Annotated in this window: 29 protein-coding genes and 1 pseudogene; 12 read left to right on the top strand and 18 right to left on the bottom strand. The window is 72.3% G+C overall.

Annotation, left to right across the window (positions count from 1 at the left end):
* Window positions 1-412: 412 nt before the first annotated feature.
* The gene (locus AB0D85_RS20120; RefSeq protein ID WP_362321860.1) at window positions 413-1309 is read right to left on the bottom strand and encodes a helix-turn-helix domain-containing protein; all 897 of its coding nucleotides are present in this window, start codon (window positions 1307-1309) and stop codon (window positions 413-415) included.
* A gap of 69 nt (window positions 1310-1378) precedes the next feature.
* On the opposite strand from AB0D85_RS20120, the gene AB0D85_RS20115 reads away from it, so the two are divergent.
* A complete protein-coding gene (locus tag AB0D85_RS20115; RefSeq protein WP_362321858.1) occupies window positions 1379-2161 on the top strand; it encodes a phytanoyl-CoA dioxygenase family protein in 783 nt (260 codons plus the stop codon).
* Between the two features lie 59 nt (window positions 2162-2220).
* On the opposite strand, the gene AB0D85_RS20110 is transcribed toward AB0D85_RS20115, so the two are convergent.
* The 3 genes from AB0D85_RS20110 to AB0D85_RS20100 form a co-directional block, all read right to left on the bottom strand.
* Window positions 2221-3189: an aldo/keto reductase gene (locus AB0D85_RS20110; protein WP_362321856.1), complete on the bottom strand. Its 969-nt coding sequence runs from the start codon at window positions 3187-3189 to the stop codon at window positions 2221-2223.
* A 100-nt stretch (window positions 3190-3289) separates the two neighbouring features.
* A complete protein-coding gene (locus AB0D85_RS20105; RefSeq protein WP_362321854.1) occupies window positions 3290-3817 on the bottom strand; it encodes a flavoprotein in 528 nt (175 codons plus the stop codon).
* Between the two features lie 59 nt (window positions 3818-3876).
* On the bottom strand, window positions 3877-4551 hold the full coding sequence (locus tag AB0D85_RS20100; RefSeq protein ID WP_362321852.1) for an NAD(P)H-dependent oxidoreductase: 675 nt from the start codon (window positions 4549-4551) through the stop codon (window positions 3877-3879).
* Between the two features lie 68 nt (window positions 4552-4619).
* Here AB0D85_RS20100 and AB0D85_RS20095 point away from each other — a divergent pair, with 68 nt between their 5' ends.
* Window positions 4620-5492, top strand: a complete 873-nt coding sequence (locus AB0D85_RS20095; protein ID WP_362321850.1) for a sigma-70 family RNA polymerase sigma factor — start codon at window positions 4620-4622, stop codon at window positions 5490-5492.
* A gap of 7 nt (window positions 5493-5499) precedes the next feature.
* Here AB0D85_RS20095 and AB0D85_RS20090 read toward each other — a convergent pair whose 3' ends face one another.
* Complete coding sequence (locus tag AB0D85_RS20090) at window positions 5500-5700, bottom strand: ferredoxin (RefSeq protein ID WP_362321848.1); 201 nt, start codon at window positions 5698-5700, stop codon at window positions 5500-5502.
* Window positions 5701-5712: 12 nt separating this feature from the next.
* Window positions 5713-6957 (bottom strand): cytochrome P450, encoded by a 1245-nt coding sequence (locus AB0D85_RS20085; RefSeq protein ID WP_362321846.1) that lies wholly within the window; start codon window positions 6955-6957, stop codon window positions 5713-5715.
* Window positions 6958-7250: 293 nt separating this feature from the next.
* Between AB0D85_RS20085 and AB0D85_RS20080 the strand changes: the two genes are divergently transcribed.
* On the top strand, window positions 7251-7883 hold the full coding sequence (locus AB0D85_RS20080) for a LysE family transporter (protein ID WP_362321844.1): 633 nt from the start codon (window positions 7251-7253) through the stop codon (window positions 7881-7883).
* A gap of 15 nt (window positions 7884-7898) precedes the next feature.
* Here the strand turns inward: AB0D85_RS20080 and AB0D85_RS20075 are convergent, their stop codons facing one another.
* Window positions 7899-8318 carry a nuclear transport factor 2 family protein gene (locus tag AB0D85_RS20075; RefSeq protein ID WP_362321842.1) on the bottom strand — a complete coding sequence of 140 codons (420 nt, stop codon included), beginning with the start codon at window positions 8316-8318 and terminating at the stop codon, window positions 7899-7901.
* Window positions 8319-8493: 175 nt separating this feature from the next.
* Here AB0D85_RS20075 and AB0D85_RS20070 point away from each other — a divergent pair, with 175 nt between their 5' ends.
* Complete coding sequence (locus tag AB0D85_RS20070) at window positions 8494-8943, top strand: nitroreductase family deazaflavin-dependent oxidoreductase (protein WP_362321840.1); 450 nt, start codon at window positions 8494-8496, stop codon at window positions 8941-8943.
* A 95-nt stretch (window positions 8944-9038) separates the two neighbouring features.
* On the opposite strand, the pseudogene AB0D85_RS20065 reads toward AB0D85_RS20070, so the two are convergent.
* Window positions 9039-9302, bottom strand: a pseudogene (locus tag AB0D85_RS20065) (hypothetical protein); the annotation flags it as partial.
* Between the two features lie 149 nt (window positions 9303-9451).
* Here AB0D85_RS20065 and AB0D85_RS20060 point away from each other — a divergent pair.
* Window positions 9452-10465: a glutathione S-transferase C-terminal domain-containing protein gene (locus tag AB0D85_RS20060; protein ID WP_362321838.1), complete on the top strand. Its 1014-nt coding sequence runs from the start codon at window positions 9452-9454 to the stop codon at window positions 10463-10465.
* A 16-nt stretch (window positions 10466-10481) separates the two neighbouring features.
* On the top strand, window positions 10482-10823 hold the full coding sequence (locus AB0D85_RS20055) for a DUF4235 domain-containing protein (RefSeq protein WP_362321836.1): 342 nt from the start codon (window positions 10482-10484) through the stop codon (window positions 10821-10823).
* Here AB0D85_RS20055 and AB0D85_RS20050 read toward each other — a convergent pair.
* From AB0D85_RS20050 to AB0D85_RS20040, 3 genes are read right to left on the bottom strand one after another with little or no spacing between them, the layout of a single operon-like run.
* Complete coding sequence (locus AB0D85_RS20050; protein ID WP_362321834.1) at window positions 10789-11175, bottom strand: VOC family protein; 387 nt, start codon at window positions 11173-11175, stop codon at window positions 10789-10791. The genes AB0D85_RS20055 and AB0D85_RS20050 overlap by 35 nt on opposite strands.
* Window positions 11176-11226: 51 nt before the next feature.
* Window positions 11227-11691: a pyridoxamine 5'-phosphate oxidase family protein gene (locus AB0D85_RS20045; RefSeq protein WP_362321832.1), complete on the bottom strand. Its 465-nt coding sequence runs from the start codon at window positions 11689-11691 to the stop codon at window positions 11227-11229.
* On the bottom strand, window positions 11688-12461 hold the full coding sequence (locus AB0D85_RS20040; RefSeq protein WP_362321830.1) for a TetR/AcrR family transcriptional regulator: 774 nt from the start codon (window positions 12459-12461) through the stop codon (window positions 11688-11690). The genes AB0D85_RS20045 and AB0D85_RS20040 overlap by 4 nt, the downstream gene beginning before the upstream one ends.
* Before the next feature lie 127 nt (window positions 12462-12588).
* Here AB0D85_RS20040 and AB0D85_RS20035 point away from each other — a divergent pair, with 127 nt between their 5' ends.
* Together AB0D85_RS20035 and AB0D85_RS20030 are read left to right on the top strand one after the other, a co-directional pair.
* A complete protein-coding gene (locus AB0D85_RS20035; protein ID WP_362321828.1) occupies window positions 12589-14082 on the top strand; it encodes an APC family permease in 1494 nt (497 codons plus the stop codon).
* Between the two features lie 12 nt (window positions 14083-14094).
* The gene (locus AB0D85_RS20030; protein WP_362321826.1) at window positions 14095-15723 is read left to right on the top strand and encodes an amidohydrolase; all 1629 of its coding nucleotides are present in this window, start codon (window positions 14095-14097) and stop codon (window positions 15721-15723) included.
* A gap of 17 nt (window positions 15724-15740) precedes the next feature.
* Here the strand turns inward: AB0D85_RS20030 and AB0D85_RS20025 are convergent, their stop codons facing one another.
* Genes AB0D85_RS20025 through AB0D85_RS20005 form a run of 5 tightly spaced genes read right to left on the bottom strand, consistent with a single transcriptional unit; the run spans window position 15741 to window position 20151 of the window.
* Window positions 15741-16964, bottom strand: coding sequence for a cytochrome P450 (locus tag AB0D85_RS20025; protein WP_362321824.1), 1224 nt, complete (start codon window positions 16962-16964; stop codon window positions 15741-15743).
* Window positions 16961-17566: an ATP/GTP-binding protein gene (locus AB0D85_RS20020; RefSeq protein WP_362321822.1), complete on the bottom strand. Its 606-nt coding sequence runs from the start codon at window positions 17564-17566 to the stop codon at window positions 16961-16963. Before AB0D85_RS20020 ends, AB0D85_RS20025 begins: the two co-directional genes overlap by 4 nt.
* Complete coding sequence (locus AB0D85_RS20015; protein ID WP_362321820.1) at window positions 17547-17918, bottom strand: DUF742 domain-containing protein; 372 nt, start codon at window positions 17916-17918, stop codon at window positions 17547-17549. Before AB0D85_RS20015 ends, AB0D85_RS20020 begins: the two co-directional genes overlap by 20 nt.
* Window positions 17915-18325: a roadblock/LC7 domain-containing protein gene (locus AB0D85_RS20010; RefSeq protein ID WP_362321818.1), complete on the bottom strand. Its 411-nt coding sequence runs from the start codon at window positions 18323-18325 to the stop codon at window positions 17915-17917. Before AB0D85_RS20010 ends, AB0D85_RS20015 begins: the two co-directional genes overlap by 4 nt.
* Before the next feature lie 5 nt (window positions 18326-18330).
* On the bottom strand, window positions 18331-20151 hold the full coding sequence (locus AB0D85_RS20005; protein ID WP_362321816.1) for an ATP-binding protein: 1821 nt from the start codon (window positions 20149-20151) through the stop codon (window positions 18331-18333).
* 273 nt (window positions 20152-20424) lie between these two features.
* Between AB0D85_RS20005 and AB0D85_RS20000 the strand changes: the two genes are divergently transcribed.
* The 3 genes from AB0D85_RS20000 (at window position 20425) to AB0D85_RS19990 (ending at window position 22412) form a co-directional block, all read left to right on the top strand.
* A complete protein-coding gene (locus AB0D85_RS20000; protein WP_362321814.1) occupies window positions 20425-20787 on the top strand; it encodes a DUF1304 domain-containing protein in 363 nt (120 codons plus the stop codon).
* Entirely contained in the window at window positions 20784-21359 is a 576-nt protein-coding gene (locus AB0D85_RS19995) for a TetR/AcrR family transcriptional regulator (RefSeq protein WP_362321812.1), read from the top strand. The genes AB0D85_RS20000 and AB0D85_RS19995 overlap by 4 nt, the downstream gene beginning before the upstream one ends.
* A 99-nt stretch (window positions 21360-21458) precedes the next feature.
* Window positions 21459-22412, top strand: coding sequence for an NADP-dependent oxidoreductase (locus tag AB0D85_RS19990; RefSeq protein ID WP_362321810.1), 954 nt, complete (start codon window positions 21459-21461; stop codon window positions 22410-22412).
* A gap of 14 nt (window positions 22413-22426) precedes the next feature.
* On the opposite strand, the gene AB0D85_RS19985 is transcribed toward AB0D85_RS19990, so the two are convergent.
* Complete coding sequence (locus AB0D85_RS19985) at window positions 22427-23533, bottom strand: NAD(P)-dependent alcohol dehydrogenase (RefSeq protein WP_362321809.1); 1107 nt, start codon at window positions 23531-23533, stop codon at window positions 22427-22429.
* A 26-nt stretch (window positions 23534-23559) separates the two neighbouring features.
* Complete coding sequence (locus AB0D85_RS19980; protein WP_362321807.1) at window positions 23560-25017, bottom strand: aldehyde dehydrogenase family protein; 1458 nt, start codon at window positions 25015-25017, stop codon at window positions 23560-23562.
* A 144-nt stretch (window positions 25018-25161) separates the two neighbouring features.
* On the opposite strand from AB0D85_RS19980, the gene AB0D85_RS19975 reads away from it, so the two are divergent.
* Window positions 25162-25590 (top strand): MarR family transcriptional regulator, encoded by a 429-nt coding sequence (locus AB0D85_RS19975; RefSeq protein WP_362321805.1) that lies wholly within the window; start codon window positions 25162-25164, stop codon window positions 25588-25590.
* Window positions 25591-25628: the final 38 nt, after the last annotated feature.

Raw genomic sequence — 25628 nt, 5'->3', positions numbered from 1 at the left:
ACCAACTGGTATGTGGCCGGTATACGACCCTGCCGATACCTTGACCGGAAGGGCCTGTTGGGGGTTCGGCGCTCTCACGTCCGCCGTCGGCAGCTCTTTTGAAGCGTGGGGGGCGTACGGGAGCGGCCTCGCGCATGCGGGTGAAAACAATTCACCGCACGCCGACACGCCACACTTTTGCACAGGCCAGCAGGCAGAACAAGGGATCTCTGGGTTTTGCGCAATGCCCGGACCTTGGGCTAATTTGACGAAACGTCAATGCGCGAGTTCGTCCTTTGTCGCTGTATCGACATCGTAATTGGCGCGGGGATTCGGAGTCGGCCGCCCCGGCATCGGCCCGAACCATTGAACCACGGCCCGACCTGCGCAAGCCTCCGGCCCTTCGGGACCCGCGAACCAATAGCGGGGCGTGTCAGGGGTGTTCACCTGAGCGGTAGGCGCCGGGCGGGACACCGTATCTTTCCCGGAAAACCCGGTTGAAGTGGAACGGGCTGGGAAATCCGGACGCGGCGGCGACCCGCTCGACGGTCAGGTCGGTGCTCTCCAGGAGCCGGGCGGCGTGTCGCAGTCGCGCCTCGCGCAGCGCGCGCATCGGGGGCACGCCGGTCTGCCGGGCGAAAAGGTGGGCGAACCGGGACGGAGAGAGTGCGACACGCGCGGCGAGCGAGTCGACCGTGTGCGGGGCGCCGGGGTCGGCGGCGATCAGTTCCTCGGCGCGCCGCACCCGTCCGTCCCCGGTGTCCGGGCCGGGCGGTCCCCGGTGCGCGCCGGCCGTCGCGAGCAGGACGACCTCCTCCAGTGCGCACAGGGCGAGTTCGCGTGCCGCGCTGCCGTGCGCGACGGCCACCGGGGCGTCGTCGGGCAGGGCCGCGGGCGGCGCGCCGCTGCCCGTCCAGCGGGAGTCGGCGAGCATGCGGTGGAAGGCCGCCTCGATCCGGGCGTGTGTGCCGCCCTCAGCACTGACGGCGTAGACGCCGTCGCCCAGGGCGCAAGGGCCCAGCCAGGGAGCCCAGTTGGGGCGGGCCTGGCAGTGGGCCCACCAGAAACGCCAGCGGTTCGCGCCGGGCGCGAGCGTGTAGCTGTGTGCGCTGCCGGGGGCGAGGACCACCAGGTCGCCGGGCGTGGCGTGGGTATGCGCCGCGCCCTGCCGGAGCAGGCCGCGGCCTTCCGTGGTCCAGGTGAACAGCCAACTGCCCGATCCCTGCGGGCGGTTGACCCGGTAGCCGGGTCCCTGGTCGTAGCGGCCGGTGACCACCATGCCCGACGGCGGGGCCGGGGCAGCAGTCCCGGGCAGTCCCTCAGCGCTCATGGACATCCTCTCTGCGGGCGCGTCGGCCTAGCGTGACAGGCCCAGGGCACCGGACCGAGGAGCGCGGGTATGACAGCCACGGGCATCGACACCACCATCCTGCGGCAGTTCGAGGAGGACGGGTTCACCGTCGTACGGGGGTTGTTCGGGTACGAGGAGATCGACCGTCTGTGTGCGGAGTTCGCGGCGCTGCACGCGGCGGGGCGGGCCGTGCCGGGGCACTTCCAGCCGGGGCCGACCGCTGATCCGCTGCACCGGTATCCCCGGGTGATGCAGCCCCACGAAATCAGTTTGCTCGCCCGGGAGTTGCTGTTGGACGCACGGCTGCGGGTGATCCTGGAGGGGCTGTTCGGGGAGGAGGTGCTGGCCGCGCAGAGCATGTTCTACTTCAAGCCGCCGGGGGCCCGGGGGCAGGCGCTGCACCAGGACAACTTCTATCTGCGGGTGGAGCCGGGGACGTGTGTCGCCGCGTGGGTCGCCTGTGAGGCGATCGACCGGGAGAACGGCGGTCTCGAGGTCGTGCCGGGGACGCACCGGATGGACCTGTTCTGCCCGGAGGAGTCGGACGCGGAGCTGTCGTTCGCGCGGGAGTACGTGGCACCGCCGGAGGGGCTGGCGGCGGTGCCCGTCGATATGGGGCCGGGGGATGTGCTGTTCTTCAACGGGAGTCTGGTGCACGGGTCACAGCCGAATCGCTCCGCCGGTCGGTTCCGGCGGTCGTTCATCGGGCACTATGTGGGGCGGTCCGCGGTGCGGATCGGGGGGTACTACCGGACGTTGAGCATGGGTGGGGACAGGGTTCCTTTGCTGGAGAGCGAGGGGGCGGGTCCGTGCGGGACGTCTCGGTTGTGATTCGGGTGCGGGTGGGTGGGGGTTGCTCGCGCAGTTCCCCGCGCCCCTGACGGGGCGCTTCAGTGGCCGGAGATCGAGTGGGGGCCGTAGGGCTGCTGGAGCTCTTCCAACTCCTTGTCGCTGAGGGTCAGTTCCACTGCCGCTACCGCGTCCTCGATGTGCTTGGGCTTGGAGGCTCCGATGATCGGGGCCGTCACCGTGTTCTGGTGGAGGAGCCAGGACAGGGCCACCTGGGCGCGCGGGACGCCGCGGTCCTCGGCGATGCGGGTGACCGCCTCCACGATGGCGCGGTCGCCCTCCTGGTAGAGGCGGTTGCCGAAGTTGTCGGTGGAGCTGCGCTCGGTGACCGTGCCCCAGTCGCGGGTGAGGCGGCCCCGGGCCAGCGGGCTCCAGGGCAGCACGCCCACTCCCTGGTCGGCGCAGAGCGGCAGCATCTCGCGCTCCTCCTCGCGGTAGAGGAGGTTGTAGTGGTTCTGCATGGAGACGAACTTGGTCCAGCCGTGCCGCTCCGCCGTGTGCTGGGCCTTGGAGAACTCCCAGGCGTACATCGAACTGGCCCCGATGTAGCGGGCCTTGCCCGCCTTGACGACGTCGTGCAGCGCCTCCATCGTCTCCTCGATCGGCGTGTCGTGGTCGTAGCGGTGGATCTGGTAGAGGTCGACGTAGTCGGTGCCGAGCCGGCCGAGGCTGTGGTCGATCTCGGCGAGGATCGCCTTGCGGGACAGGCCGCCGCCGTTGGGTCCGGGGCGCATCCGGCCGTGCACCTTGGTGGCGAGGACGTACTCGTCGCGCCGGGCGAAGTCGCGCAGCGCCTTGCCGACGATCTCCTCGCTGGTGCCGTCGGAGTACACGTTGGCGGTGTCGAAGAAGTTGATGCCCGCGTCCAGCGCCTGCCGGATCAGCGGACGGGACGCCTCCTCGTCGAGGGTCCACTCGTGGGTGCCGCGGTCGGGCAGACCGTAGGTCATGCAGCCGAGGCAGATCCGGGACACGTCCAGACCGGTGCGGCCGAGCTTCACGTACTCCATCGTCGACTCCCGACTTCGAGATCATGTCGTACAGAGGCGAGCGTACGTCGATTCGTCGTCCGGTCTCCTGTCGTGCCGGTGGTAATCGGACGCCACGGTTTCAGTCCAGCAGGTCCAGCGCCCGGTGCCAGGCGAACTCGGGGCGCCCGCCGTCCGCTTCGGGCGCGCCGGTGTACGGGTCGCCGAAACGGACGCCCAGCCCGCGCAGCCGGGTCAGGCTGTCCTGGTAGGCGGGGTGGGCGGCCAGCGCGCCGGCCACACAGGGCAGGACGGCGATCGGGACGTCCAGGCCGAGGGCCTCGCACAGGGTGCCCACGGCGAGGGTGTCGGCGAGCCCGGCGGCCCACTTGTTGACGGTGTTGAAGGTGGCGGGGGCGACGACCACCGCGTCCGGCGGCGGGAAGGGACGCGGGTCCGAGGGCCGGCGCCAGGCCGAGCGGATCGGGCGGCCGGTGCGGGCCTCGGCCTCGGCGGTGTCGAAGAAGCCGTTCATGGCGACCGGTGTGGCGATGACCCCGATCTCCCAGCCGCGCTCCTGCGCCACGGTGATCAGCTTGCCGACGCCGGCCGCGACGCCGGCCGCGCAGACGACGAGGTAGAGGAAGGGCTTCGGGGGCTCAGCGGTCATCCGGGAACCCTATGCGGGTTCCGGCGGACCGGGAACGACGGCTGCCGAGCGGGGAGAGGTCAGGCGGCGGCGAGGGCCACGAGCCTGGCGCGGGCCGCGGCGAGGGAGGCGGCGGCCGCCGCCTCCCGGCCCGCCAGCTGGGGCAGCACGTCGACGCGGGTCAGCTCGGCGACGACCAGGTGGAGGTGGTCCGGGCGGATGCCGAGCCTGCCCGACCAGGCCTTCAGGTAGGGGGTCTGGAAGTCCAGGGACTCCCGGCCGGTGTCCGGTCCGTAGGCGCCGCCGCGTGCCATCACGGCCACCACCCGGGTGTCGGCCAGCAGGCTCTCCCCCGTGTCCGGGTGGGCGAAGGCGCCGGGGAAGGTCACCCGGTCGATCCACGCCTTCAGGGCCGCCGGCACCGAGAAGTTGTACATGGGGATGCCGAGGACGACCGTGTCGGCGGCCGCCAGCTCGGTGATCAGGGGCAGGGTCAGCTCCCACTCGCGGGCCTCGGCCGGGCTCTCGACGAGCGCGGGGACCTTGGCGGGCGGGACGAAGCCCTCGCGCTCCACACGACGGCCCAGGGTGGTGTAGGCGCCGGTCAGCGGAGGCACCGGGGTCGTCGTCAGGTCGCGGTGGCGGTAGTCCGTGACACCGTGCCGCTCCTGCCAGGCCCGCGCGAAGTGCGCGGTGAGGCGCCTGGTCACGGAGTCGGCGGTCGGGTCGGCACTGGAGTCGATGTGCAGCAGCATGGGGTGGTCACCTCGGTCGGTTCGGGTTCGTCGACGGGGTGACGGAGCACGGAACGGAAAGGTGACCCATGGACGGGCACGACGAGCTGGCGGCGGAGTTCGAGGCGCGCCGCGAGCGGCTGCGGGCGATCGCGTACCGGATGCTGGGCTCGGCCGGTGACGCCGAGGACGCGGTCCAGGAGGCCTGGCTGCGGCTGAGCCGCGCGGGCGGCGCCGGGATCGGCAACCTCACCGCCTGGCTGACGACGGTCGTCTCCCGCGTCTGCCTGGACATGCTGCGCGCCCGCACGGCACGTCGTGAGGAGCCGTACGGCGAGGAGCTCCCGGAGCGCGCGGCCGGGGACGGGCCCGAGGAGGAGTCCGTGCTGGCCGAGTCGGTGGGGCTCGCGCTCTTGGTGGTGCTGGAGACGCTGAGCCCCGCCGAGCGGGTGGCGTTCGTGCTGCACGACCTGTTCGCGGTGCCGTTCGAGCGGATCGCGGCAATCACCGACCGTTCGCTGCCGGCCGCGAAGAAGCTCGCCAGCCGGGCCCGGCACAAGGTGCGCGGCACGCCCGCGCTGCCGGCCGCCGAGCAGGACCGGCACCGCGGGGTGGTGGAGGCGTTCCTGGCCGCCGCCCGGGGCGGTGACCTGGGCGCGCTGCTGGACCTGCTGGCCCCGGACGTGGTCCGGCGGGCCGACCCCGCGGCCCTGCCGCCGGGCGTGGCGGCGGAGCTGCGGGGCGCCCGGGCGGTCGCGGAGGGTACCGTGCTGCTCCGCCGGCGCGCCCGGTTCGCCGTGCCGGCCCTGGTGGACGGCGAGGTCGGTCTCCTCGTGGCCCCGCGCGGACGGCTGCTGTACGTCCTGCGGGTGACCGTCGAGGGCGACCGGGTGGCGGCCTACGAGGTGATCGCCGAACCGGCGCGGCTGCGGCGGCTGGAACTGGCGGTGCTCAGCCCTTGAGCCGCGCTCAGCCCGTCGGTTCCTTGACCGTGATGGCGTGCACCGGGCAGGCCCGGGCCGCGTCCTTGACCAGCGGGTCGCCGCCGCCGTCTTCCATTCCGGGGAGCAGGGTGCTGAAGCCGTCGTCGTCCTGGGTGAAGACGTTCGGGGCGGTCAGGGCACACTGTCCGGCGCCGATGCAGACGTCCCTGTCGATCTCGATGTGCATGGCAGGAGCCTCTTACCAGGTCACGGGGAGTTCCAGCATCCCCTGGATCGTGTCGCCGGGTTTGAAGGGGATGTCCTCCGGCGGTGCGGCGAGCCGCAGGTCCGGCAGCCGCCGCCACAGCGTGGTGAGGGCGATCTCCAGCTCGGCGCGGGCGAGGTTCTGGCCCAGGCACTGGTGGATGCCGAAGCCGAAGGCCACGTGGTGGCGGGTCGGCCGGTGCCAGTCGATCGTGTCGGGGTCCTCGTAGACGGACTCGTCGCGGTTGATGACCGAGGTCGCGAAGAGCACGCCCTCGCCCTTGCGGATGGTGGTGCCGGCCACCTCGATGTCCTCCAGGGCGACGCGCAGCAGCCCGTCGGCGATGGACAGCATCCGCATCAGTTCCTCGACGGCCGAGGGCACCAGTCCGGGGTCGGCGCGCAGTTCGGCCAGCCGCTCGGGCTGCTGGAGCAGGGTGAAGGTACCGAGCGAGATCATGTTGGCCGTGGTCTCGTGCCCGGCGATCAGCAGGATGAGGGCCAGCGCGACCACCTCGTCGCGATCGAGGGCGCCCTCGCGCAGCCGCAGGTGGACGAGGTCGTCCAGGACGCCGTCGCCGGGCACCTCGTCCCGGCTCTTGCGGTCGGCCAGGTCGCCCAGATAGGCCTCCAGCCTGTCGCGCGCGTCCAGGGAGTCCGCGGGCGCCGGACCGCGCAGCAGCCGCCGGGACTGCGCCTCGAAGAACTCGTGGTCGGCGTACGGCACACCGAGCAGGCCGCAGATGACCATGGACGGCACGGGCAGGGCGAAGGAGCTCACCAGGTCGGCCGGCGGCCCCTGGGCGATCATCCGGTCCAGCAGATCGTCGACGATCCGCTGGATGGCCGGCCGCATCCCGGTCGCGCGTTTGAGCGTGAAGTCCCGGATCAGCATCCGGCGCTGGGTCTGGTGCTGGGGGTCGTCGAGACCGAGCAGGGCGAGCTGGCGGCGACGGTCCCGGGCCGCCGCGAACCGGGCGTTCGGCATCGGGAAGTCGTCCCGCAGGCGGTTGCTGGAGAGCCGGGGGTCGGAGAGCAGCGCCCGGGCCGCGCCATGGCCGGTGACCGCCCAGACGGTGCGGCCGTCGTAGAGGGTGACCCGGGACAGCGGGGTGCCTCCGCGCAGCGGGTCGTAGCCGGTGGGCGGGTGGTAGGGGCACGTCCGGTCCTGCGGCCAGGCCACGGGGTCGGCCGCGTGGGCGGGAGTCGTGGGTTCCGTCAGGTCCGTCAGTTCGTTCATGGAAGACCTCGCAGACGAATGTGGTACGTCGTGCCGATCTTCATTAGATGCCCGGGGCACCTATGGGGCGACCGGAAGTTCAGCCAGATCGGCAAGGTGAGTGATCTGGCCGAACGGCATGGGGTCGGGGGACGGTTCCGCGCCGAAATTCGCTTGCCGGGACGGCGGGGCGGACCGGAGGATCTGCGCATGAGCACTCCTTACGCCTGTGCGCCGCTGACCTCCGCGACCGTCCGTGCGGTGCGGGTCCAGCAGCAGCCGGGGCGCTCCTGGAGGCCCGAGCCCGCACGCCGGTGACGGCCGCGCTCGTCGCCGGCCTGCTCGCCGGGTACGGGATCGCCGTCCCGGTCGGCGCGGTCGGCACATATCTAGTGTCCCTCACGGCCCGTACCCCGCTGCGGACCGGCGCCTGCGCCGCCCTCGGCGTCGCCAGCGCGGACGGTCTCTACGCCCTGCTCGCCACGGTCGGCGGCGCCGCCCTGGCGGCGGCGCTGCTGCCGGTGCTCGGGCCGCTGCACTGGGCCTCGGCCGCGGTCCTGACCGCGCTCGCCATGCGGGGCGCGGCGGTCGCGCTGCGGCAGTACCGGGAGCGACGGCTGCCGGTCCGGGACGAGCGGCCGATACCCGGCCCCGCACGGGCGTATCTCGGCCTCCTCGGCATCACACTGCTCAATCCCACCACGGTCGTCTACTTCGCGGCCCTGGTGGTCGGCACCCGGGCCGGCGCGGCGGTACGGCCGCTGGAGCAGGGCGTCTTCGTACTCGCCGCCTTCGCCGCGTCCGCGAGCTGGCAACTGCTGCTGGCAAGTGGCGGGGCGCTCCTCGGCCGGGGCCTCACCGGCCACCGCGGGCGCCTGGTCACGGCGCTGCTGTCGAGCTGCGTGATGCTGGGACTCGCCGTCCGCATGGCGCTGTCGCCGGGCTGACGGCCAGGGGCGGCGTCAGGGCGCGAAGGCGCGGGCCACGGAGAGACTGTCCTCGTAGACGTGGTGCCGTACGACCAGACCGTCCCGGACCGTGAGGTGCAGGGCGAACCTGGCTCGATAGGGACGCCCGGTGGACTTCGCCCGCTGCCGGATCTCGCCGAGCACGACCGCGTCGTCGCCGTCGACGAGGACGCGTTCGATGCGGGTGTCCGCCTGCCCCGGGACGTGGTGGGCGGCGAGGAGCCGGAAGTGGGCGGCGGCTCCGGCACGGTCGCTTCGGTGGGTGATCCACGGGGTGGCGGGGCGGTCGTGCTCCTCCTCGGGCCAGTCCAGGCGCCAGTCGAGGTCCTCCGCGTACAGCTCGGCTATCCGGTCCGGGTCGCCCGCGCCGATCCGGCTGAGCAGTTCCTCGACGACGTCGCGGGGGTGGGACATGGGGTGACCTCGCTCGGGTGTGGTCGGGACACGGTGTACGTACGACTGTGCCCGCGGCGCGCGGGGCGTGCGATTACCCGTGGGGTAAGGGGCCCGGTGTCGTGCGGATGATCCGGACCGCTACCGGTGGTTGAATCATGACGTCAGTCTTGGCAGCGACGAGGGGACGGACCTCATGCCTCTTGAGGGCGAGTACGAGCCCAGCCCGACCGCCTGGGTACGCGAGCAGGTCGAGTTGTACGAGAGCTCGGGCGGGACGAAGGGCACCACCCTGATGGACACCGGGATGCCGGTCATCCTGCTGACCACCCTGGGGGTGAAGAGCGGGAAGATTCGCAAGACACCCCTGATGCGGGTGGAGCACGACGGGAAGTACGCCGTGGTCGCCTCGCAGGGCGGTGCGCCCAAGCATCCGGTCTGGTACTTCAACATCAGGTCGCAGCCGCATGTCGAACTGCAGGACGGACCGGCCAAGCAGGACATGACGGCCCGTGAGGTCACCGGCGCGGAGAAGGACGAGTGGTGGGAGCGGGCGGTCGCCGCGTACCCGCCGTACGCCGAGTACCAGGAGAAGACGTCCCGGCAGATCCCGGTGTTCGTGCTGGAGCCGGTCGGGGGGAACTGACGGTTCCGGGAATCCTTTCCGGCCTGGAACCGTCGGAATTTAGAAAAATCTGTTTCCGACAGGCATGAGCCGGCTCCGGGCCGGGCAGTCGAAGGTCAGGCCCCGCCGCGTTCCCCCGTCGCGGCGGGGCTTTCCGCTGCCTCCTGCGCGGAGCGGTCGGTCACGTCCAGGAAGATCTGGTCGGCCTCGCGGAACGTCCGGGTCTTCATCGTGAACAGCGCTTCCACGCTGTCGATCTCGGGGTCCGCGGCCTCCCCGATCAGCTGGTCACGGGCGTCGGCCCCGAGCCGGTGGGCGACGAACACCAGCAGCGCGCCGATCGCCGGCGAGGCGGACGCCTCCCGGGCGACCTGGCCGCTCAGTCCCGCTCAGTCCCGCTCACGCCCGCCGACTGCCCCGACGCGCGCCGGGCACACCGTGCGGGCGGTGCGAAATCGGGGAACATCGGGGAATGCGGCCCATCGGGCGCGTACCGGTCCTCGGAGCGTCCCCTCGGCAAGGAGGAACCATGAGCGGTGGCGGCAACACCTCGTTGGGGCACAAGGCGTTCTCGCGTTCCCCCAGCCATTTCGCGGACCGGATCACGGCCGACGGGCGGGACGGCTGGCCGGTGGCGGCCGGGCGCTACCGGCTGGTGGTCAGCCGTGCCTGCCCGTGGGCGAGCCGGGCGGTGATCTCACGGCGGCTGCTCGGCCTGGAGCACGCCCTCTCCCTGGCCGTCACCGATCCGATCCAGGACGACCGCAGTTGGCGCTTCACCCTCGATCCGGACGGCCGTGACCCGGTGCTGGGCATCCGGTTCCTCGGCGAGGCCTACGACCGGCGGGAGACCGGCTACCCGGGCGGGGTGAGCGTGCCCGCGGTCGTGGACGTACCGAGCGGGCGGCTGGTCACCAACGACTACCAGCAGTTGACCCTGGACCTGGCCACCGAGTGGACGGAACTGCACCGGGCCGGGGCGCCGGACCTGTACCCGGCCGGGCACCGGGACGAGATCGACACGGTGATGGCGGAGGTCTACGCGGACCTCAACAACGGTGTCTACCGGGCCGGGTTCGCGCACGAGCAGCGGGGCTACGAGGAGGCGTGCACGGCGGTGTTCCGGCGGCTCGAACTGCTCGCCGGGCGGCTGGCCGGGCGGCGCTACCTGGTCGGGGACACGCTCACGGAGGCCGACATCCGGCTGTTCACCACGCTCGTGCGGTTCGACGCCGTCTACCACGGCCACTTCAAGTGCAACCGCTGGAAGCTCATGGAGAACCCGGTGCTGTGGGCGTACGCGAGGGACCTCTACCAGACGCCGGGATTCGGTGACACCGTCGACTTCGACCACATCAAGCGGCACTACTACCAGGTCCACACCGGGATCAACCCCACCCGTATCGTGCCCCTCGGCCCGGAGCTCGCCGGGTGGCTGACGCCCCATCACCGGGAGGAGCTCGGCGGCCGGCCCTTCGGGGACGGGACTCCGCCCGGCCCGGTGCCGGCGGGCGAGGAGGTTCCGGTCGCGGGACGGCCCTGACAACGCGGAGGCAGGCATGGCCAAGAGCAGGAAGAAGCTGAAGCTCCCCCTCGTCTACGCGCCCCTCGGCTTCGTGCTGAGCTGGGCCGGCGGGGCGCTGGGCGCGCTGGTGTTCCGCCGGACCTGGAGGGCGCTGCGCGGCGAGGAGGACGCTCCGGACGCCCTGGACCGGGAGCGCGGCTGGGGCGAGGTGCTGCTCGGCGCGGCTCTCCAGGGCGCCGTGTTCGCGGTGGCGCGCAGCGCCGTGGACCGCACCGGCGCCACGGCCATAGAGCGTTCGACCGGGGTGTGGCCGACGGCCCGCAAGGGTGGCCGGGACCGGGTCAGTCCTCCGGGGGCAGGCTCAGACGCAGCGTGAAGGAGTGTCCGGCCGGGTCGGCGTAACCGCGCTCTTCGTACGGCCCGGCCGGATCCCGTGTCTCGATGGGCAGCCCGCCGAGGTCGACCACCCGGCGCTCCGCCTCGTCCAGGTCCTCGACCAGGAGGACGAGATGGGCCTGGAGGGTGGACTCGGGGCGCGGCCAGCTCGGCGGGGTGGCGTTGCCGTCCCGCCGGAAGGCGATCCGGACCCCGTCGGCGCTGCGGACCTCGACGAGGTCGGCGGAGGCGTCGCCGCTCAGCTCGCCGTCCAGCAACTGCCGGTAGAAATGGGCGAGTTTATGGGGCTCGGCGCAGTCGAGCACCACGACGGCCGCTTTGACCAGTGCCATGCTTCCTCCCTGGGAAGGTCCTCACGGTGAGTCTGTCCCGGGATACCGGAATCAGTCGGCCACCAGCCACTTCCCGTCGCGCATCAACTCCCGCCCCGCGATCTCGTTGGCCTCCCGCCAGGCCTGCACCCGCTGCGGGGTGACCCTGAAGTACAGGTACCCGGTGGCGAGTCGACGCGGGTCGAAGCCGGTCCTGGCGGCGAAGCGGTCGCCTTCCCCGGTCGGCAGCTCCTCCGGTGTCAGCGTGCGGACCTCGCCCTCGATCATCACGACGTCCCGGGTCGGTCCGATGCCCAGCCGGGCCGTGCCGGTCGCCACGAGATTGCGGCCGGTGGGGCTCGCGGCCGGGGTGGCCACCAACAGGGTCGAGCCGTCCCACCGGAAGGACAGCGGCACGAGGTACGGCATCCCGCCCGCTTCCCCCGCGGTGGCCACCCAGACGTCCTCGTCCCGCTCCAGCCGGTCGAGGGTGTCCTTCTTGCGCTGCTCGGCGCTGCGCGCGGGCTGCGGTGTCATGGTCGTACGGCCTCCTCGTGATGGGTGTCATGGGTATGACGCACGGAGGGCCCGGATTGTGACACGGCGCGGATCTCCGCGAGCCGGGCCGCGGCCGCCGTCAGTAGCAGGTCCAGGGCGGCCGGGTAGGAGCTGCCCCGCATCGAGGCGACGAGATGGCGGGCGGTGGCCGCGATGTTCGGGTGGGTGGTGGCGGGCAGCCGGGCGTAGGTCGTCCGCCACACGTCGGCCTCGGCCTCCCGGGCGGGCTTCGGCAGGGCGGTGGTGGCGGAGTCGAGGGCGCCGTAGGCGAGGGCCTGGTCGACGAAGGCGTGATAGACGCGGACCGCCTCCGGGTCCGGGAAACCGGCGCCGCGCAGCACCCCGAGGATGGTCTCGACGGCCTGGATCTCGTACGTCCGTCCGGTCACCCGGTGGGCGCTGAGCGCCGCCGCCCGGGGGTGGGCGAGGGCGCCGGCGTGCATGCGCAGGCCCAGGTCGCGCAGGTCGGCGCGCCAGTCGCCGGTGGGCTTCCAGACGCGCAGGGTACGGCCGATCAGCTCGTCGGCGACGGCGAGCATCAGGTCGTCGGTGTGCTCGAAGTAGCGGTAGAGGGAGCTGGGGTCGGCGCCCAGGGCACGGCCGAGGCGGCGCACGGACAGTGCTTCGGCGCCGTGCTCCTCGATCAGCCGCATCGCGGTCTCCACGATCAGCCCCGCGGAGAGCACCACGCCCTGTTTGGTGGGGCGCCTGCGCTGCCGGGCGGCGGCCGGGACGATACGTTCGCTCATGGAGCCTCCCTTCCTGAGGGCGCACCTTATGACAACACCGTTGACCTGTGAAGTGCACCGGCAGTTTCATGTGCGGTCACCGGGGCCGACCAGTCGGGCCCCCAGGTGCGAGCGGAGTGTGCCGGCCATGACCGACCAGCCCTACACAGCAGACCCCCCGGAGTTGCGCAGATCCCTCTCCGTCCTCGACGGCGTCGCGGTGGCCGCGTCCAGTACGGCCGCCACCACCAGCATCGGCATCGGCCTGGGGGTGACGGCCGGGGTGGTCGGACTGCATCTGCCGGCCATCATGCTGCTGGCGTTCCTGCCGGTGCTCGGCATCGCGGGCGCCTACTCCCGGCTGAACCGGGTGGAACCGAACGCGGGCAACGGCTATGTGTGGGTGGGCCGTTCGCTCAACCCCTGGCTCGGCTTCATGGTCGGCTGGGTGAACATCGTGGCGACGGTGGCCTTCCTCGCGTACACCACGGCGGTCACCGGTTCCGCGATGCTGCAGCTGGCGGGCGAGGCCGGGCTGCACCGGGTCGGCGGGCTGGCCCTGGACCCCGGTTCGACCGCGCAGACCACGGCCGTCGGCATCGTCGTCCTGGTCGCCGTCACCCTCACCGCCGTCACCGGCATCCGTACCGCCGCCCGCCTCCAGACCGGGCTGCTGGTCTTCGAGTACGTCGTCCTGCTCGGGTTCTGCGGCTACGGCATCGTCACCGGACCGCACCCCTTCAGCCTGAGCTGGTTCGATCCGTTCGCGATCCCCTCGGCCACCGCTCTCGCCCAGGGCCTGCTCCTTTCGGTGTTCTGCTACTGGGGGTTCGAGGCCGCGTTCAGCGTCAACGAGGAGGTCCGCGACCCCCGGGACGCCTCCCGGGCCGGACTGATCACCCTGGTGACGATGCTGGGGCTGTTCCTGCTGGGCTCGGTGGCGTTCCAGCGGGTGCTGTCCGAGAAGGAGCTGGCCGGGCACGGCGCCGAGGGGCTGGCGTTCTTCGGCGACCGGCTGGCCGCGCAGCCCTGGGCGGCGCTGCCGCTGGTGGCGCTGATGTTCTCGGCGGTGGCCTCGCTGCAGGCCGGGGTGATCCCGACGGCCCGGGGGATGTTCGCGATGAGCCGGGACCGTACTCTCGGGCCGGTCTGGTCCAGGGTCAGCTCCCGCTACGGCACCCCGGCGGCCGGGACGGTGCTGATCGGGGCGCTGGCCGCGGGGGTCGCCGCGCTCGCCCTGGTGATCCCGAGGCTCGCCGACATGATCATGGCGACGGTGAACGCGGTCGGCATCGTCGTCGCCCTGTCGTACGCGCTCACCGCGCTGGCCGCCGCAGCGCGCTTCCGTTCGCTGCTGCGGGAGGACTGGCGGCAGGGCGTACGGGCCGTGGTGCTGCCGGCGCTCAGCGCCCTCGCGCTGCTGAGCCTCGGCGGCTATCTCGGCTGGTCCTTCTACACCTCGACGGACCACTTCGAACTCAGCGCGGACAACGGCTGGTTCCTGCTGACCACCCCGCTGGCGATGATCGTCTCCGGGTTCGTCGCGGCCGGCTGGGCGAAGTACGTGCGCCGCTCGCCGTACTTCCGCACCGGCCGGGGCACGGACGCCGACGCGCCCCGACTGCTCACGACCTCCAACTAGGGAACAGGAAACATGCACGCAGATCTGCTCTTCACCGGCGGCCCCGTCCTCACCCCCGAGGGCCGTACGGCGACCGCCGTCGCCGTCACCGGTGAACGCGTCAGCGCCGTCGGATCCGCCGAGGAGCTCCGGGAACTCGCCGGGCCGCGCACCGAGGTGGTCGACCTCGCGGGACGGCTGCTGCTGCCCGGCTTCCAGGACGCGCACGTCCATCCGGTGCCGGCCGGGCTCGAGTTGACCCAGTGCGATCTCACCGGACTGCGCACCGCGGAAGAGACCGTGGCCGCCGTGCGCGCCTACGCCGCGGCGCATCCGGAGCGGGAGTGGATCCTGGGCGGGGGCTGGTCCATGGAGGCGTTCGCGGGCGGTACGCCGACGCGGGAGCTGCTGGATGCCGTCGTACCGGACCGGCCGGTGTATCTGCCCAACCGGGACCATCACGGAGCGTGGGTCAACAGCCGGGCGCTGGAGCTGGCCGGGATCGACCGCGGCACGCCCGACCCGGCCGACGGGCGGATCGAACGGGACGCGTCCGGCGAGCCGAGCGGCACGCTCCAGGAGGGGGCGATGCAGCTGGTCGGCCGGCTCGCCCCGCCCGCCGGCCCGGCGGACCGGCTCGCCGCGCTGCTGCACGCCCAGCGGCATCTGCACGCACTCGGCATCACGGCCTGGCAGGACGCGCTGGTCGGGGACTTCCTCGGCATGGACGACCCGGCCGAGGCCTATCTCACGGCGGCCCGGGACGGTTCGCTGACCGCGCGGGTGGTCGGCGCGCTGTGGTGGGACCGGGAGCGTGGCGCCGAGCAGATTCCCGAACTCGTCGAGAGGCGGGCCGCGTTCAGCCACGGCCGGTTCCGGGCGGGCACGGTGAAGCTGATGCTGGACGGGGTGGCCGAGAACGGCACGGCCGCGCTGCTCGACCCGTATCTGGACAACTGCGGCTGCGCGACCGGCAATCGGGGCAAGAGCTTCATCGATCCGGACCAACTTCCAAAGTATGTGACCGAGTTGGACGCGCTCGGCTTCCAGTGCCATTTCCATGCGCTGGGCGACCGGGCCGTACGGGACGCGCTGGACGCCGTCGAGGCGGCGCGGTCCGCGAACGGGCCGAGCGACACGCGTCCCCACCTGGCGCATCTCCAGGTGGTGCACCCGGACGACGTACCGCGCTTCGCCCGGCTGGGTGCCACCGCGAACATCCAGGCGCTGTGGGCCGCGCACGAGCCGCAGATGGACGAGCTGACGATCCCCTTCCTGGGGTCCGAACGGGCCCGGTGGCAGTACCCGTTCGGGGCGCTGCTGCGCTCCGGGGCACGGCTCGCGGCCGGCAGCGACTGGCCGGTGAGCAGTCCCGACCCGGTCCAGGGCATCCATGTCGCGGTGAACCGGGTCGAACCGGGCGGCGACGCGCCGGTGTTCCTGCCCGCGGAGCGGCTGAGCCTGACCGAGGCGGTCACCGCGTACACCGCGGGTTCGGCGTATGTGAACCACCTGGACGACACCGGGCGGGTGGCGGTCGGTGCGCTCGCGGACCTGGTGGTCCTGGACCGCGATCCGTTCGCCGGGGAGCCGGAGGGCATAGCGGACGCGCGCGTGACGCACACCTATGTGGGAGGCGCGCGCGTGTACTCGGCTCCGTAGGGGTGAGCGGCGGCGGCTCAGGTGTCGAACTCGACCGGCAGGCCGTCCAGTCGGGACTCCCAGGTGGAGGCCGTCGAGGTGAGTTCCTCCGCCGGGACCGCCAGGCGCAGCCCGGGCAGCCGGTGCAGCAGGACGTGCACGGCCGTCTCGATGATGCCCTGGCCGATGTTCTGCCCCGGGCATTCGTGCGGTCCGGCGCTGAACGCCAGATGCGACTGGTTGCCGGCCACGGAGGCCTCGGTGTCCGGGCGGATCAGCGGGTCGGCGTTGCCGGCCGCGAGGCCGAGCAGCAGCAGGTCGCCCTCCCTGACCGGGCACTCGCCGAGTTCCAGGTCGCTGGTGGCGAACCGGCCCGGCAGTACGGCGAACGGCGGGGAGTTCCACATCGCCTCCTCCACCACCGAGGTGATGTCGAGCTCGCCGCTGACCAGCCCGGAGTGGCGGCCGGGATCGGTGAGGACCAGCTCCAGCACCCGGGCCAGCAGATTGCTGGTCGTGGTGTGGGCGGTGATCAGCACCGACCGGAGGAGCTGGACGATCTCCTCCTCGTCGAGATCCGCGTGGTGGGCGAGCAGCCCGGTGGCGAAGTCGGCGCCGGGCTCCAGCCGCTTGCGGAGGGCGAGTTCGGCGAGGATGCCCACGATCTTCTCGTTGTGCGCGAGGGCGTCGGCGCCGCCTCTGACGACCTCGGCGCTGGACTCGGCGAGGGTGCGTCCCTCGCTCTCGGCGAGTCCGAAGACGCGGGTGAGCACCAGCATCGGCAGGTACTCGGCGAAGTCCGCGACCAGGTCGGCCCGGCCGGTGTCCGCGAAGGCGTCGATCTGCTTGGTGGCGAAGTGGGTGACATGGCGGCGGATCCCCCGCCCGGCCACCGCCAGCAGGTTGTCGGTGACCGCGGCGCGCAGTCTGCGGTGCGGTTCGCCGTCCTGGGAGACGCAGTCGGGGCGCCAGCCCACCATCTGCATCAGCGGCGAGGACTCCGCGACCCGGCCCTCCCGCCAGTCCCGCCAGATCCGGGAGTCGCGGCCGAACTGGAGCGGGTTCTCCAGCACCCGCCGGTTCTCCCGGTAGCCGAGCACCAGCCAGGCGGGCACGTCGCCCTCCACCAGGACCGGGGCGACGGCGCCGTACCGCGCGCGCAGCCGCTCGTAGATGGCGTGCGGGTCCTTGGCCGCGTCGGGTCCGTAGAGTCGGGTGACGCCGGTGCCGGTGGCGTCCGGCTCGTGCGGCCGAGTGGTCATCGGGGCTCCAGGGCGACGGGTGAGCGGTCCCGGAGGTGCTCGATCAGCGCGACGAGCACATCACGGCTGGAGGCGCGCTCGCGGGCGTCGAAGGCCACGACCGGGATGTGCGGGGCGATGTCGAGGGCGTCCCGGATCTCCTCGACGGGGTGCTCCGTGGAGTCCGGGAACATGTTCAGGGCGACGACGAAGGGCACGTGCTGCCGCTCCATCTCCTCGATCGCCCGGAAACTGGCGGACAGCCGGCGGGTGTCCACCAGGACGACCGCGCCGAGCGCGCCCTTGAACAGGCCGTTCCACAGGAACCAGAACCGCTCCTGGCCGGGGGTGCCGAACAGGTACAGCACCAGGCTCTCGTTGAGGCTGATCTTGCCGAAGTCGAGGCTGACGGTGGTCTCGGCCTTGTCCGCGACGCCGATGAGGTGGTCGACGTCGGCGCTCGCCTGGGTGAGGGTCTCCTCGGTGGTGAGCGGCCGGATGTCGCTGACGGAGCCGACCATGGTGGTCTTCCCGGTGCCGAACCCGCCGGCGATCATCACCTTGACCGAGCGGGTCCCCCCGGTGTCGGGGTCACCGGGCCGCTCAAATCCCTTCCAGTCCATTGAGTACCTCCTGGAGGAGCGCGAGGTCGGGGCCGCGTCCGGCGTGGTGTGCCGGAATGGGGTCGCGGGCTTCGATCCGGCCTGCGTCCAGCAGATCGGACAGCAGCACCGCGAGAATGTTGAAGGGCAGTCCGAGATGGGCACCGAGTTCGGCCACCGACAGCGGCTCGCGGCAGCGCCGGAGTATCTCCTCGTGCTCGTGCTGCATCCCCTGGGCGGGAGCGGTGCGGGAGACGACGAGGGTCGCCACGTCGAGGCTCGACGCCGACCCGCCCGGTCCGCTGCGTCCATTGGTGAGGACGTAATAGCGTTCAAGTCCGGACGGGTCCGTGGGCCGACCGGAACCACTCATCCAGAGTGCTCCTCCAGGCGCCGAGAGGTGCCGAGCAGCTCACCCATCCGCCGGGACACGTCCCTCATCTGGTGCCCCAGCAGCCCCTGGTCGAGACCTTCGCGGGCGAGGACCCCGAGATACGTCTCCACACCGGCCCGTACGACGAAGAGGTGGCCGCCGTCCACCTCGATCATCGCCAGCCGCAGCTTCCCCGCGTACCGGGGGAACTGCTCGGCCACCGGCTGGGCCAGCGCCTGCAGTCCGGCCACCACGGCCGCGAAGCGGTCCACGTCGTCGGGGTCGTCGGCGCCGAAGGAGGTGATGGCCTTGCCGTCGCTGGAGGCCACGAGGGCGAAGCGGATCTCCGGAATGCTCTCCACCAGATCGCGGAGCGCCCAGCTCACGTCGGTTCCCTGTTGCGTCATGTGGACTAGTCGCTCTCTTCAGTGCGGTACTCGGTGGGCCCGTGTCCGGCGGCGTCGTCGGCGCCGGCCGGGGTCGCGGGGGCCACGGCGTCTTGGTCTCCGGCCGGGTCGGGTTCGCCGCCCGCCCCGCCGCCCGGGTCCTGGTCCGGCACGGGCGCGCGGCCCGCGGCGGCGAAGGCGGCCAGACCGGCGAAGGACTCCTCCGACGGGACCGCGGTGAACGCGGGGCCCTTCGTGCGTGCGGGGCGCGCCTCGGGCTGCTCCTCCTCGGCAGGGCGCCGGGGGCGCCGCCGGGGCAGTCCGCCCGGGGTGGTGTCGGGGGCCCCGCCGGACTCCGGCCGTCCGGCGGGTTCGACGGCGACCGGGCCGTGCGCCTGCGCCGGGGACGCGGCGGAAGGGGCGGTCGCGGGGGCCGGCGCGGCGGGCAGCGGGCTGAAGTACTTGTGCGGGACCACGACGACCACCGAGGTGCCGAGCCAGGGCGAGTCGGCGAAGGTGACCCGGATGCCGTAGCGGCGGGCGAGGGTGCCGACGACCCGCAGGCCGATGGTGGCGTCCTCGGAGATGCCGCCGAGGCCGGGTCCGGCATCGGTGCCCGCCAGGGTGTGCTCGGCCTCGCGCTTCTTCTCCTCGCTCAGGCCCTTGCCGGAGTCCTGGATCTCGATGCCGACACCGTTCGGCACCGCCTTGCCGGAGACGACGACCGGCTCGGTGAGCGGCGAGTAGCGGGCCGCGTTGTCCAGGAGCTGGGCGAAGATCAGCGTGAGATGGTCCACCAGACCGCCGTCGACGCCGAGTTCGGGCAGGTGCCGGACCTCGACGCGGTGGAAGTCCTTGATCCGGCCGATGCCGCCGCGCACCACGCTGAGCAGGCGCTGGGGCTCCTGCCACTGACGGCCCGGGCGGTCCGAGCCGCCGAGCACGCCGATGCTGGCGGCGAGCGAGTCGGCGGGGCCGAGTTCCTGGTCGAGCTCCATGAGACCGCGGGCCACCGTGGGCAGCCGGCCGTGCTCGCCCTGCATCTCGTGCAGCCTGCCGCGCAGCTTGCTGGTCAGGACGTGGATACGGTTGCCGATGCTGATCACGGCCTGTTCGGCGGACGTGGAGCGGTTGAACTCCTCCTCCACACCGATCAGGGAGGTGCGCAGGATACGGCGCAGGTCCGCCTGGAGCTCCTTGTCGACCTTCGCGCACTGCTCGGTCACCGGCAGCAGGTCGTCGATGGCGTCGCCCTCGCGCAGCCGCCGCAGCGCCTCGGGCAGCTGTTCCTCGGCGAGCCTGGCGATCGCGGACCGCTCGTGGGAGAGCTGCTCCTGCCAGACCTCGGCCTGGTCGGCGAGCTGCGCGTCGGCGGACTTCACCTGGGCGGCCAGCCGCTCCTCGTACGCCCGTGCCTGCTCGGCCAGTTGGACGTCGTAGTGGGCGGTCCGCTCACCGAGCCGGGACTCGAAGGCGGCCGTCTGCTCGCCGAGCCGCGCGTCGAACGCGGCCGACTGCTCGTTCAGCTGGTCGTCGAGCATGGCGCGCTCGGCGGAGAACTTCCGTTCCAGGCCCGCGACATGCTGCTGCCACTGCTGCGTCTGCTCGGCCTGCGAGCCGCGGAACGACCCCTCGGCCCGGCGCAGTTGACGCTGCGAGCGGATCAGGAGGCGTACGCACACGGAGCTCGCCGCGGTGGCCGCGGCGCCGGCGACGGCCGCGGTCACCTGCTCGGAACTCATGAACGTGGCGGTGACCGTCCCTCCCCCTAAGGCCAGCGGCATCAGCCACCAGCCGTACCAGGCGACGGGGACCCGCGCCGCCGGCCGCGGAGTGGCGAGTTCCATCTGCATCCTTCTGGGCAACACGATCGGACAACAGCGAACAGGGGCAGTGTGCAAAGGCCGCGCTCATGACTGCGCACGACGGGACGGACCCCACCGCGGGGTGCGTCAACTCGCTGTGACGGAAGGGAGCTTATCGGGTTTGAACCCGAAAGGATCAACCTCGACAACCATGAGGAAGTGAGGATTCCGTCACGCTCCGCTCTCGTGCGCACTCCTGGACACCTGTCCAGCTATAGTGGACACCTGTTCAAGAGAAGGGGAGGGTCCACGATCATGGAAATCCTGGCGAACGTGCTGGTCGGCCTGGTGGCCGCGCTGCACGCGTACATCCTGGTGATGGAGATGTTCCTGTGGCAGAAGGCGCCGGGGATGCGCTTCCACGGCTTCGACGCGGAACTGGCCCGGCGCACCGCGCCGTTGGCGGCGAACCAGGGTCTGTACAACGGTTTCCTGGCGGCCGGCCTGGTGTGGGGGCTGGTCGCGGCCGACCCGACGGGCTTCCGGGCCCAGGTGTTCTTCCTGTCGTGCGTGGTGGTCGCGGGGGTGTACGGGGCGGTCACGGCCAACCGGCGGATCCTGTTCGCCCAGGCGCTGCCCGGCGCGCTCGCCCTGGCCGCCGTCCTCGCCGCCCGATGACCGACCCGGGACCCCGCCCGCCCGTCGAGGATCCGCGGGCCGCCCGCACCCGGGCCCGGCTGCGGGCGGCGCTCCTCGCGGAGTGCGCCGAGCGGCCGCTGGCCGAGGTGGGGGTGGCCGCGCTGGCACGCCGGGCCGGGGTCGGCCGGGCCACGTTCTACGTCCACTACGACGGCCTGGAGGCGCTGGCGGTGGACGCCTGCGCGGATGTCGTACGGGACGCCGTGGACGCGCTGCACGCCTGGCGGGGGCGGCCCGATCCGGTGCACGCGCCGCCCGCACTGCTGGAGTTCTTCGCCGGGCTGACCCCGCACACCGCCCTGTACCGGGAGTTGCTCGCGCCGGGCGGCGGGGGTCCGCTGGGCCGGGTGCTGCACCGGGACCTGCGGGCGCGCAGCCTGGCCGAGCGGGAGCTGGCGGGCGCGGCGGACGCCCCGCTGGTGGCCTCGGCGGTGGCGGCCACCTTCGCCGGGGTGCTGGCCGACTGGCTGCACGGCCTGCTCGACGCGGGCCCGGACGAGGTGGCGCACCAGGTCTGGCAGCTGCTGGTCGCGCTGCACATGAGCCGCTGAGTCACCCGGGGCCGCCCTCGGCAGCGCTGGCACGATCCCATCGAAGCTTGGCAATCGTGCCATTTCCCGGGCGGGCACACCCCGGCAGGCTGGGTGACCATGAACGATGTCAACACGATGCGTGCGGTCAGCCAGGACGTCCTCGGCGGTCCCGAGGTGCTGAAGGTGATCGAGGTGGCGCGGCCGGAGCCGCGCCCCAACGAGGTGCTGGTCCGGGTGCGGGCGGCGGGGCTCAACCCGACCGACTGGAAGCACCGGGAGCTCGGCGTCTTCCTGGGCGAGCCGCCCTTCGTCCTCGGCTGGGACGTCTCCGGCACGGTCGAGGAGACCGGGATCGGCGTCGCCGCCTTCCGGCCCGGTGACGAGGTCTTCGGGATGGCGCCCTACCCGTACGGCCACGGCACGCACGCCGAGTACGTGATCGTCCCCGCCCGCGCCCTGGTGCCGAAGCCGGCCGTGATCGACCACGTCCAGGCGGGCGCGCTGCCGCTGGTGGGGCTGACGGCCTGGCAGGCGCTGGTGGAGTACGCCGACGTACGGCCGGGGCAGCGGGTGCTGGTCCATGCGGCGGCCGGTGGGGTCGGTCATGTGGCGGTGCAGATCGCTAAGGCGCGCGGGGCGTATGTGATCGGCACGGCGAGCGCCGGCAAGCACGGCTTCCTGCGGGAGATCGGCGTGGACGAGCCGGTCGACTACCGGTCCGTGGATGTCACCGAGGCGGTGCGGGACGTCGACGTCGTGCTCGACACGCTCGGCGGCGAGACCTCGGTGGCCTCGCTGCGGATGCTGCGGCCCGGCGGGGTCCTGGTGTCGATCCTGCCGGTGGGCTCGGCGGACCTGTACGAGGAGGCCGAGCGGCTGGGCGTGCGGGCGGTGCGGATGCTGGTGGACGCCGACCGGGCCGGGATGCGGGCGATCGCCGGCCTGGTCGAGGAGGGGAAGCTGCGGGCCACGGTCGCGGGGACCTTCCCGCCGGCCGATGCCGCCAAGGCGCACGAACTGGGCGGCACCGGCCGGACCACGGGCAAGCTGGTCCTCGTGATGGACCGGTAACGGACCGGCCGGGCTCAGAAGACGAGCACGGGCTTGATCGCCTTGCCCGTGCTCATGTCCTGCACGGCCCGGTCCATCTCGGCGAACGGGTAGGTGCTGATCAGCCGGTGCAGCGGCAGCCGCCCCTCGCGGACCAGCCGGACCAGGGCCGGGATGAAGGCCTGGGTCTCGCTGTCGCCGAGGGTCAGGCCGACGATCCGCTTGCCGGCCAGCAACCCGTTGACGTCCAGGGGCACTTCGGTGCCGAAGGGCGGGGCGCCGACGACGACCAGGGTGCCGCGGGCGGCCAGCGCGTCGACGCCCTGCCGGAGGACGGCGGTGCTGCCGGTCGTCTCCACTATGCCGTCGGCGCCGGCCCCGTCCGTGATGCGCCCGATGGCGTCGGGAAGGCTCTCCTGGGTCGCGTCGACGGTGTGCGTGGCGCCCAACTCCCTTGCCAGTTCCAGGCGTTCGGCGACCCGGTCGACGGCGATGATCGTGGTGGCCGGAGTGAGCGCAGCGGCCATGACCGCCGACAGGCCCACCGCTCCGGCGCCGAGGACGACGATCGTGCTGCCGGCGGCCGGCTCCAGTACGTTCCACACGGCGCCGACCCCGGTCTGCACCCCGCAGCCGAGCGGGGCGATCGACTCCAGCGGGACGTCCGGGTCGACCTTGACCAGGCTGCGCTCGTCCACCAACGCCCGCTCGGCGAAGGAGGACTGGCCGAAGAAGTGGCCGCCGAGCGGCTCGCCGTCGCGGCTCACGGTGTGGGTGCCGTCGGCACGCCGGCCGCCGATCAGGTTGAGCGGCAGCCAGGTGGCGCAGTAGGCGGGGTGGCCGCCGTGGCAGTTGCGGCAGTCGCCGCAGGAGGTGAAGGACAGGACGACATGGTCGCCGGGGGCCACGCCGGTGACGGCGGAGCCGACGGCCTCGACGACACCGGCGCCCTCGTGGCCCAGGACCCCGGGCAGCGGGAAGGGCAGCCCGCCGCTCGCCACGCTGAGGTCGGTGTGGCACAGACCGGTGGCCACCATGCGGACGAGCGCCTCGTACGGCCCCGGCTGGTCGAGTTCCACGTCGGCGAGGGTGAAGGGCGCGCCGCCGGACTCGACGACGGCGGCTCGGGTGGTGATGGACATCGTACGGAACTCCTGGTCTGCGGGGCTCAGTCGAGCGAGACGACGACGGACTTGACCTTGGTGTAGGCGTCGAGGGCTTCGGGGCCGTACTCGCGGCCGAAGCCGGAGGCCTTGACGCCGCCGAAGGGGACGGCGGGGTCGAGCATCGCCCAGTCGTTGACCCAGACGATGCCGGCCTGGAGGCGGGCGGCGACCCGGTGGGCGCGGGCCAGGTTGCCGGTCTGGATGCCCGAAGCGAGGCCGTACGGCGTGGAGTTGGCGAGGGCGACGGCCTCGTCCTCGGTGTCGAAGGGCTGCACGGTGAGGACGGGTCCGAAGATCTCGTCCTGGATCACCCGGGACTCGTTCGGCAGGTCGGCGACGACCGTCGGCCGGTAGTAGAAGCCGCCGTCCAGATCGAGGCGTTCGCCGCCGCAGACTATGCGGCCGCCCTCCTTGCGGGCGAGTTCGACATACTCCTCGACCTTGCGAAGGTGCTTCTCCCCCGCCATCGGGCCGACCACGGTGGCCGGGTCGCGCGGGTCGCCGACCGGGACGCCGGGGACGGCCTCGGCGAGGATGCCGAGCAGGGTGGCGTAGACGGGGCGGGCGACGAGGAGCCGGGGGCCGCCCATGCAGAACTGGCCGGTGTTGAAGACGAACGCCTTGATCACCGCGCCGACGGCCTTCTCCAGGTCGGCGTCCTCGAAGACCAGGTGGGCCGCGTTGCCGCCGAGTTCCACGGTGACCGGCTTGAGCGCCTCCCCCGCCGTGCTCGCCACGTGCCGGCCGATGGCGGTGGAGCCGGTGAAGGCGACCTTGTCGACGCCCGGGTGGCGGAGCAGGGCCTCGCCCGCGACCGGTCCGGCGCCGGTGACGACGTTGACGACGCCGTCGGGGACGCCCGCCTCCTGGAACAGACGGGCCATGTAGAGGGCGCTGAGCGGGGTCTCGTCGGCGGGCTTGTGAACGATCGTGTTGCCGGCGGCGAGGGCCGGGCCGATCTTCGAACCGGCCAGGATGAGGGGGAAGTTGAACGGGGTGATCGCGGCGACCACGCCGAGCGGCTCGCGCCGGGTGTAGGCGAGGGCGTTGAGCGGGACGTCCCGGACCGCGCCGTCCAGGGAGTGGGCGAGGGCGGCGAAGTGCTCGTAGTCGTTGGCCGCGTTGGTGACGTCGACGGCGCCGGCCAGGGTGATGGGCTTGCCTACGTCCAGGCTCTCCAGGGCGGCGATGTCCTCGGCGTTCTGCCGGATCAGTTCGGCGATCCGGTGCAGCACCCGGCCGCGCTCCCGGCCGCTGAGCCCCGACCAGTCCCCCGTGTCGAAGGCCTCACGTGCGGCGCGGACGGCGGCGTCGACGTCGGCGGCGCCGGCCTCCGCGACGGTGGTGACCACCTGGCCGGTGGCCGGGTCGGTCACCTCCGTCCGGGCCCCGTCGGCGGCCTCCCGCCACTGTCCGCCGATGAACAGCTGCCCCGGTCCGTGCTCGAAGGTGGTCGTCATTGGCCCACTCCCAGTGTTGATGGCATCGAGGGCGCCCGCGGCCCTGATCTCCAAGATTTCAACAAACAGGATTCCTGTTGGTCTCGCGTCTGGTCCGCAGTCTGGTTACAGACAGGATTCCTGTCAATGGTCTAGGGTGCACGCATGGTCGGTACAAAGACTCGCCCCTCACTGCTGTACATGGTCAAGCAGGTGGAGCTCGTGGTGCGCTCCCATCTCGACGAGCTGGTCAAGCCCGCCGGGATCACCGCGCTGCAGTACACGGCCCTGACCGTGCTCGAACGGCACGACGGACTCTCGGCGGCCCAGTTGGCCCGGGACTCGTTCGTGACCGCGCAGTCGATGGCCGACCTCGTCCGCTCACTGGAGAGCCGGGGGCTGATCCGCCGGGAGCGGAACCCGCACAACCGGCGCGAGCTGCTGATCCTGCTGACCGACGCCGCGCGCGAGCTGCTCGCCGAGGTCGCCGGTCCGGTGCGGGAACTGGAGGAGCGGATGGTCCGCGAGCTCACCGCGCACCAGGAGGAGCAGTTCCGCCGGGCGCTGAGCAAGGCGTGGCACGCACTGTCCTAGGCGAGCGGTATCGCTCCCACGTGCACGTTCCCTGACTG

The organism is Streptomyces sp. NPDC048277, from assembly GCF_040652235.1.
Taxonomy (GTDB): domain Bacteria; phylum Actinomycetota; class Actinomycetes; order Streptomycetales; family Streptomycetaceae; genus Streptomyces.
Note: the sequence above shows the minus strand (reverse complement) of the source record. Positions and strands in the feature narration are given on the sequence as shown.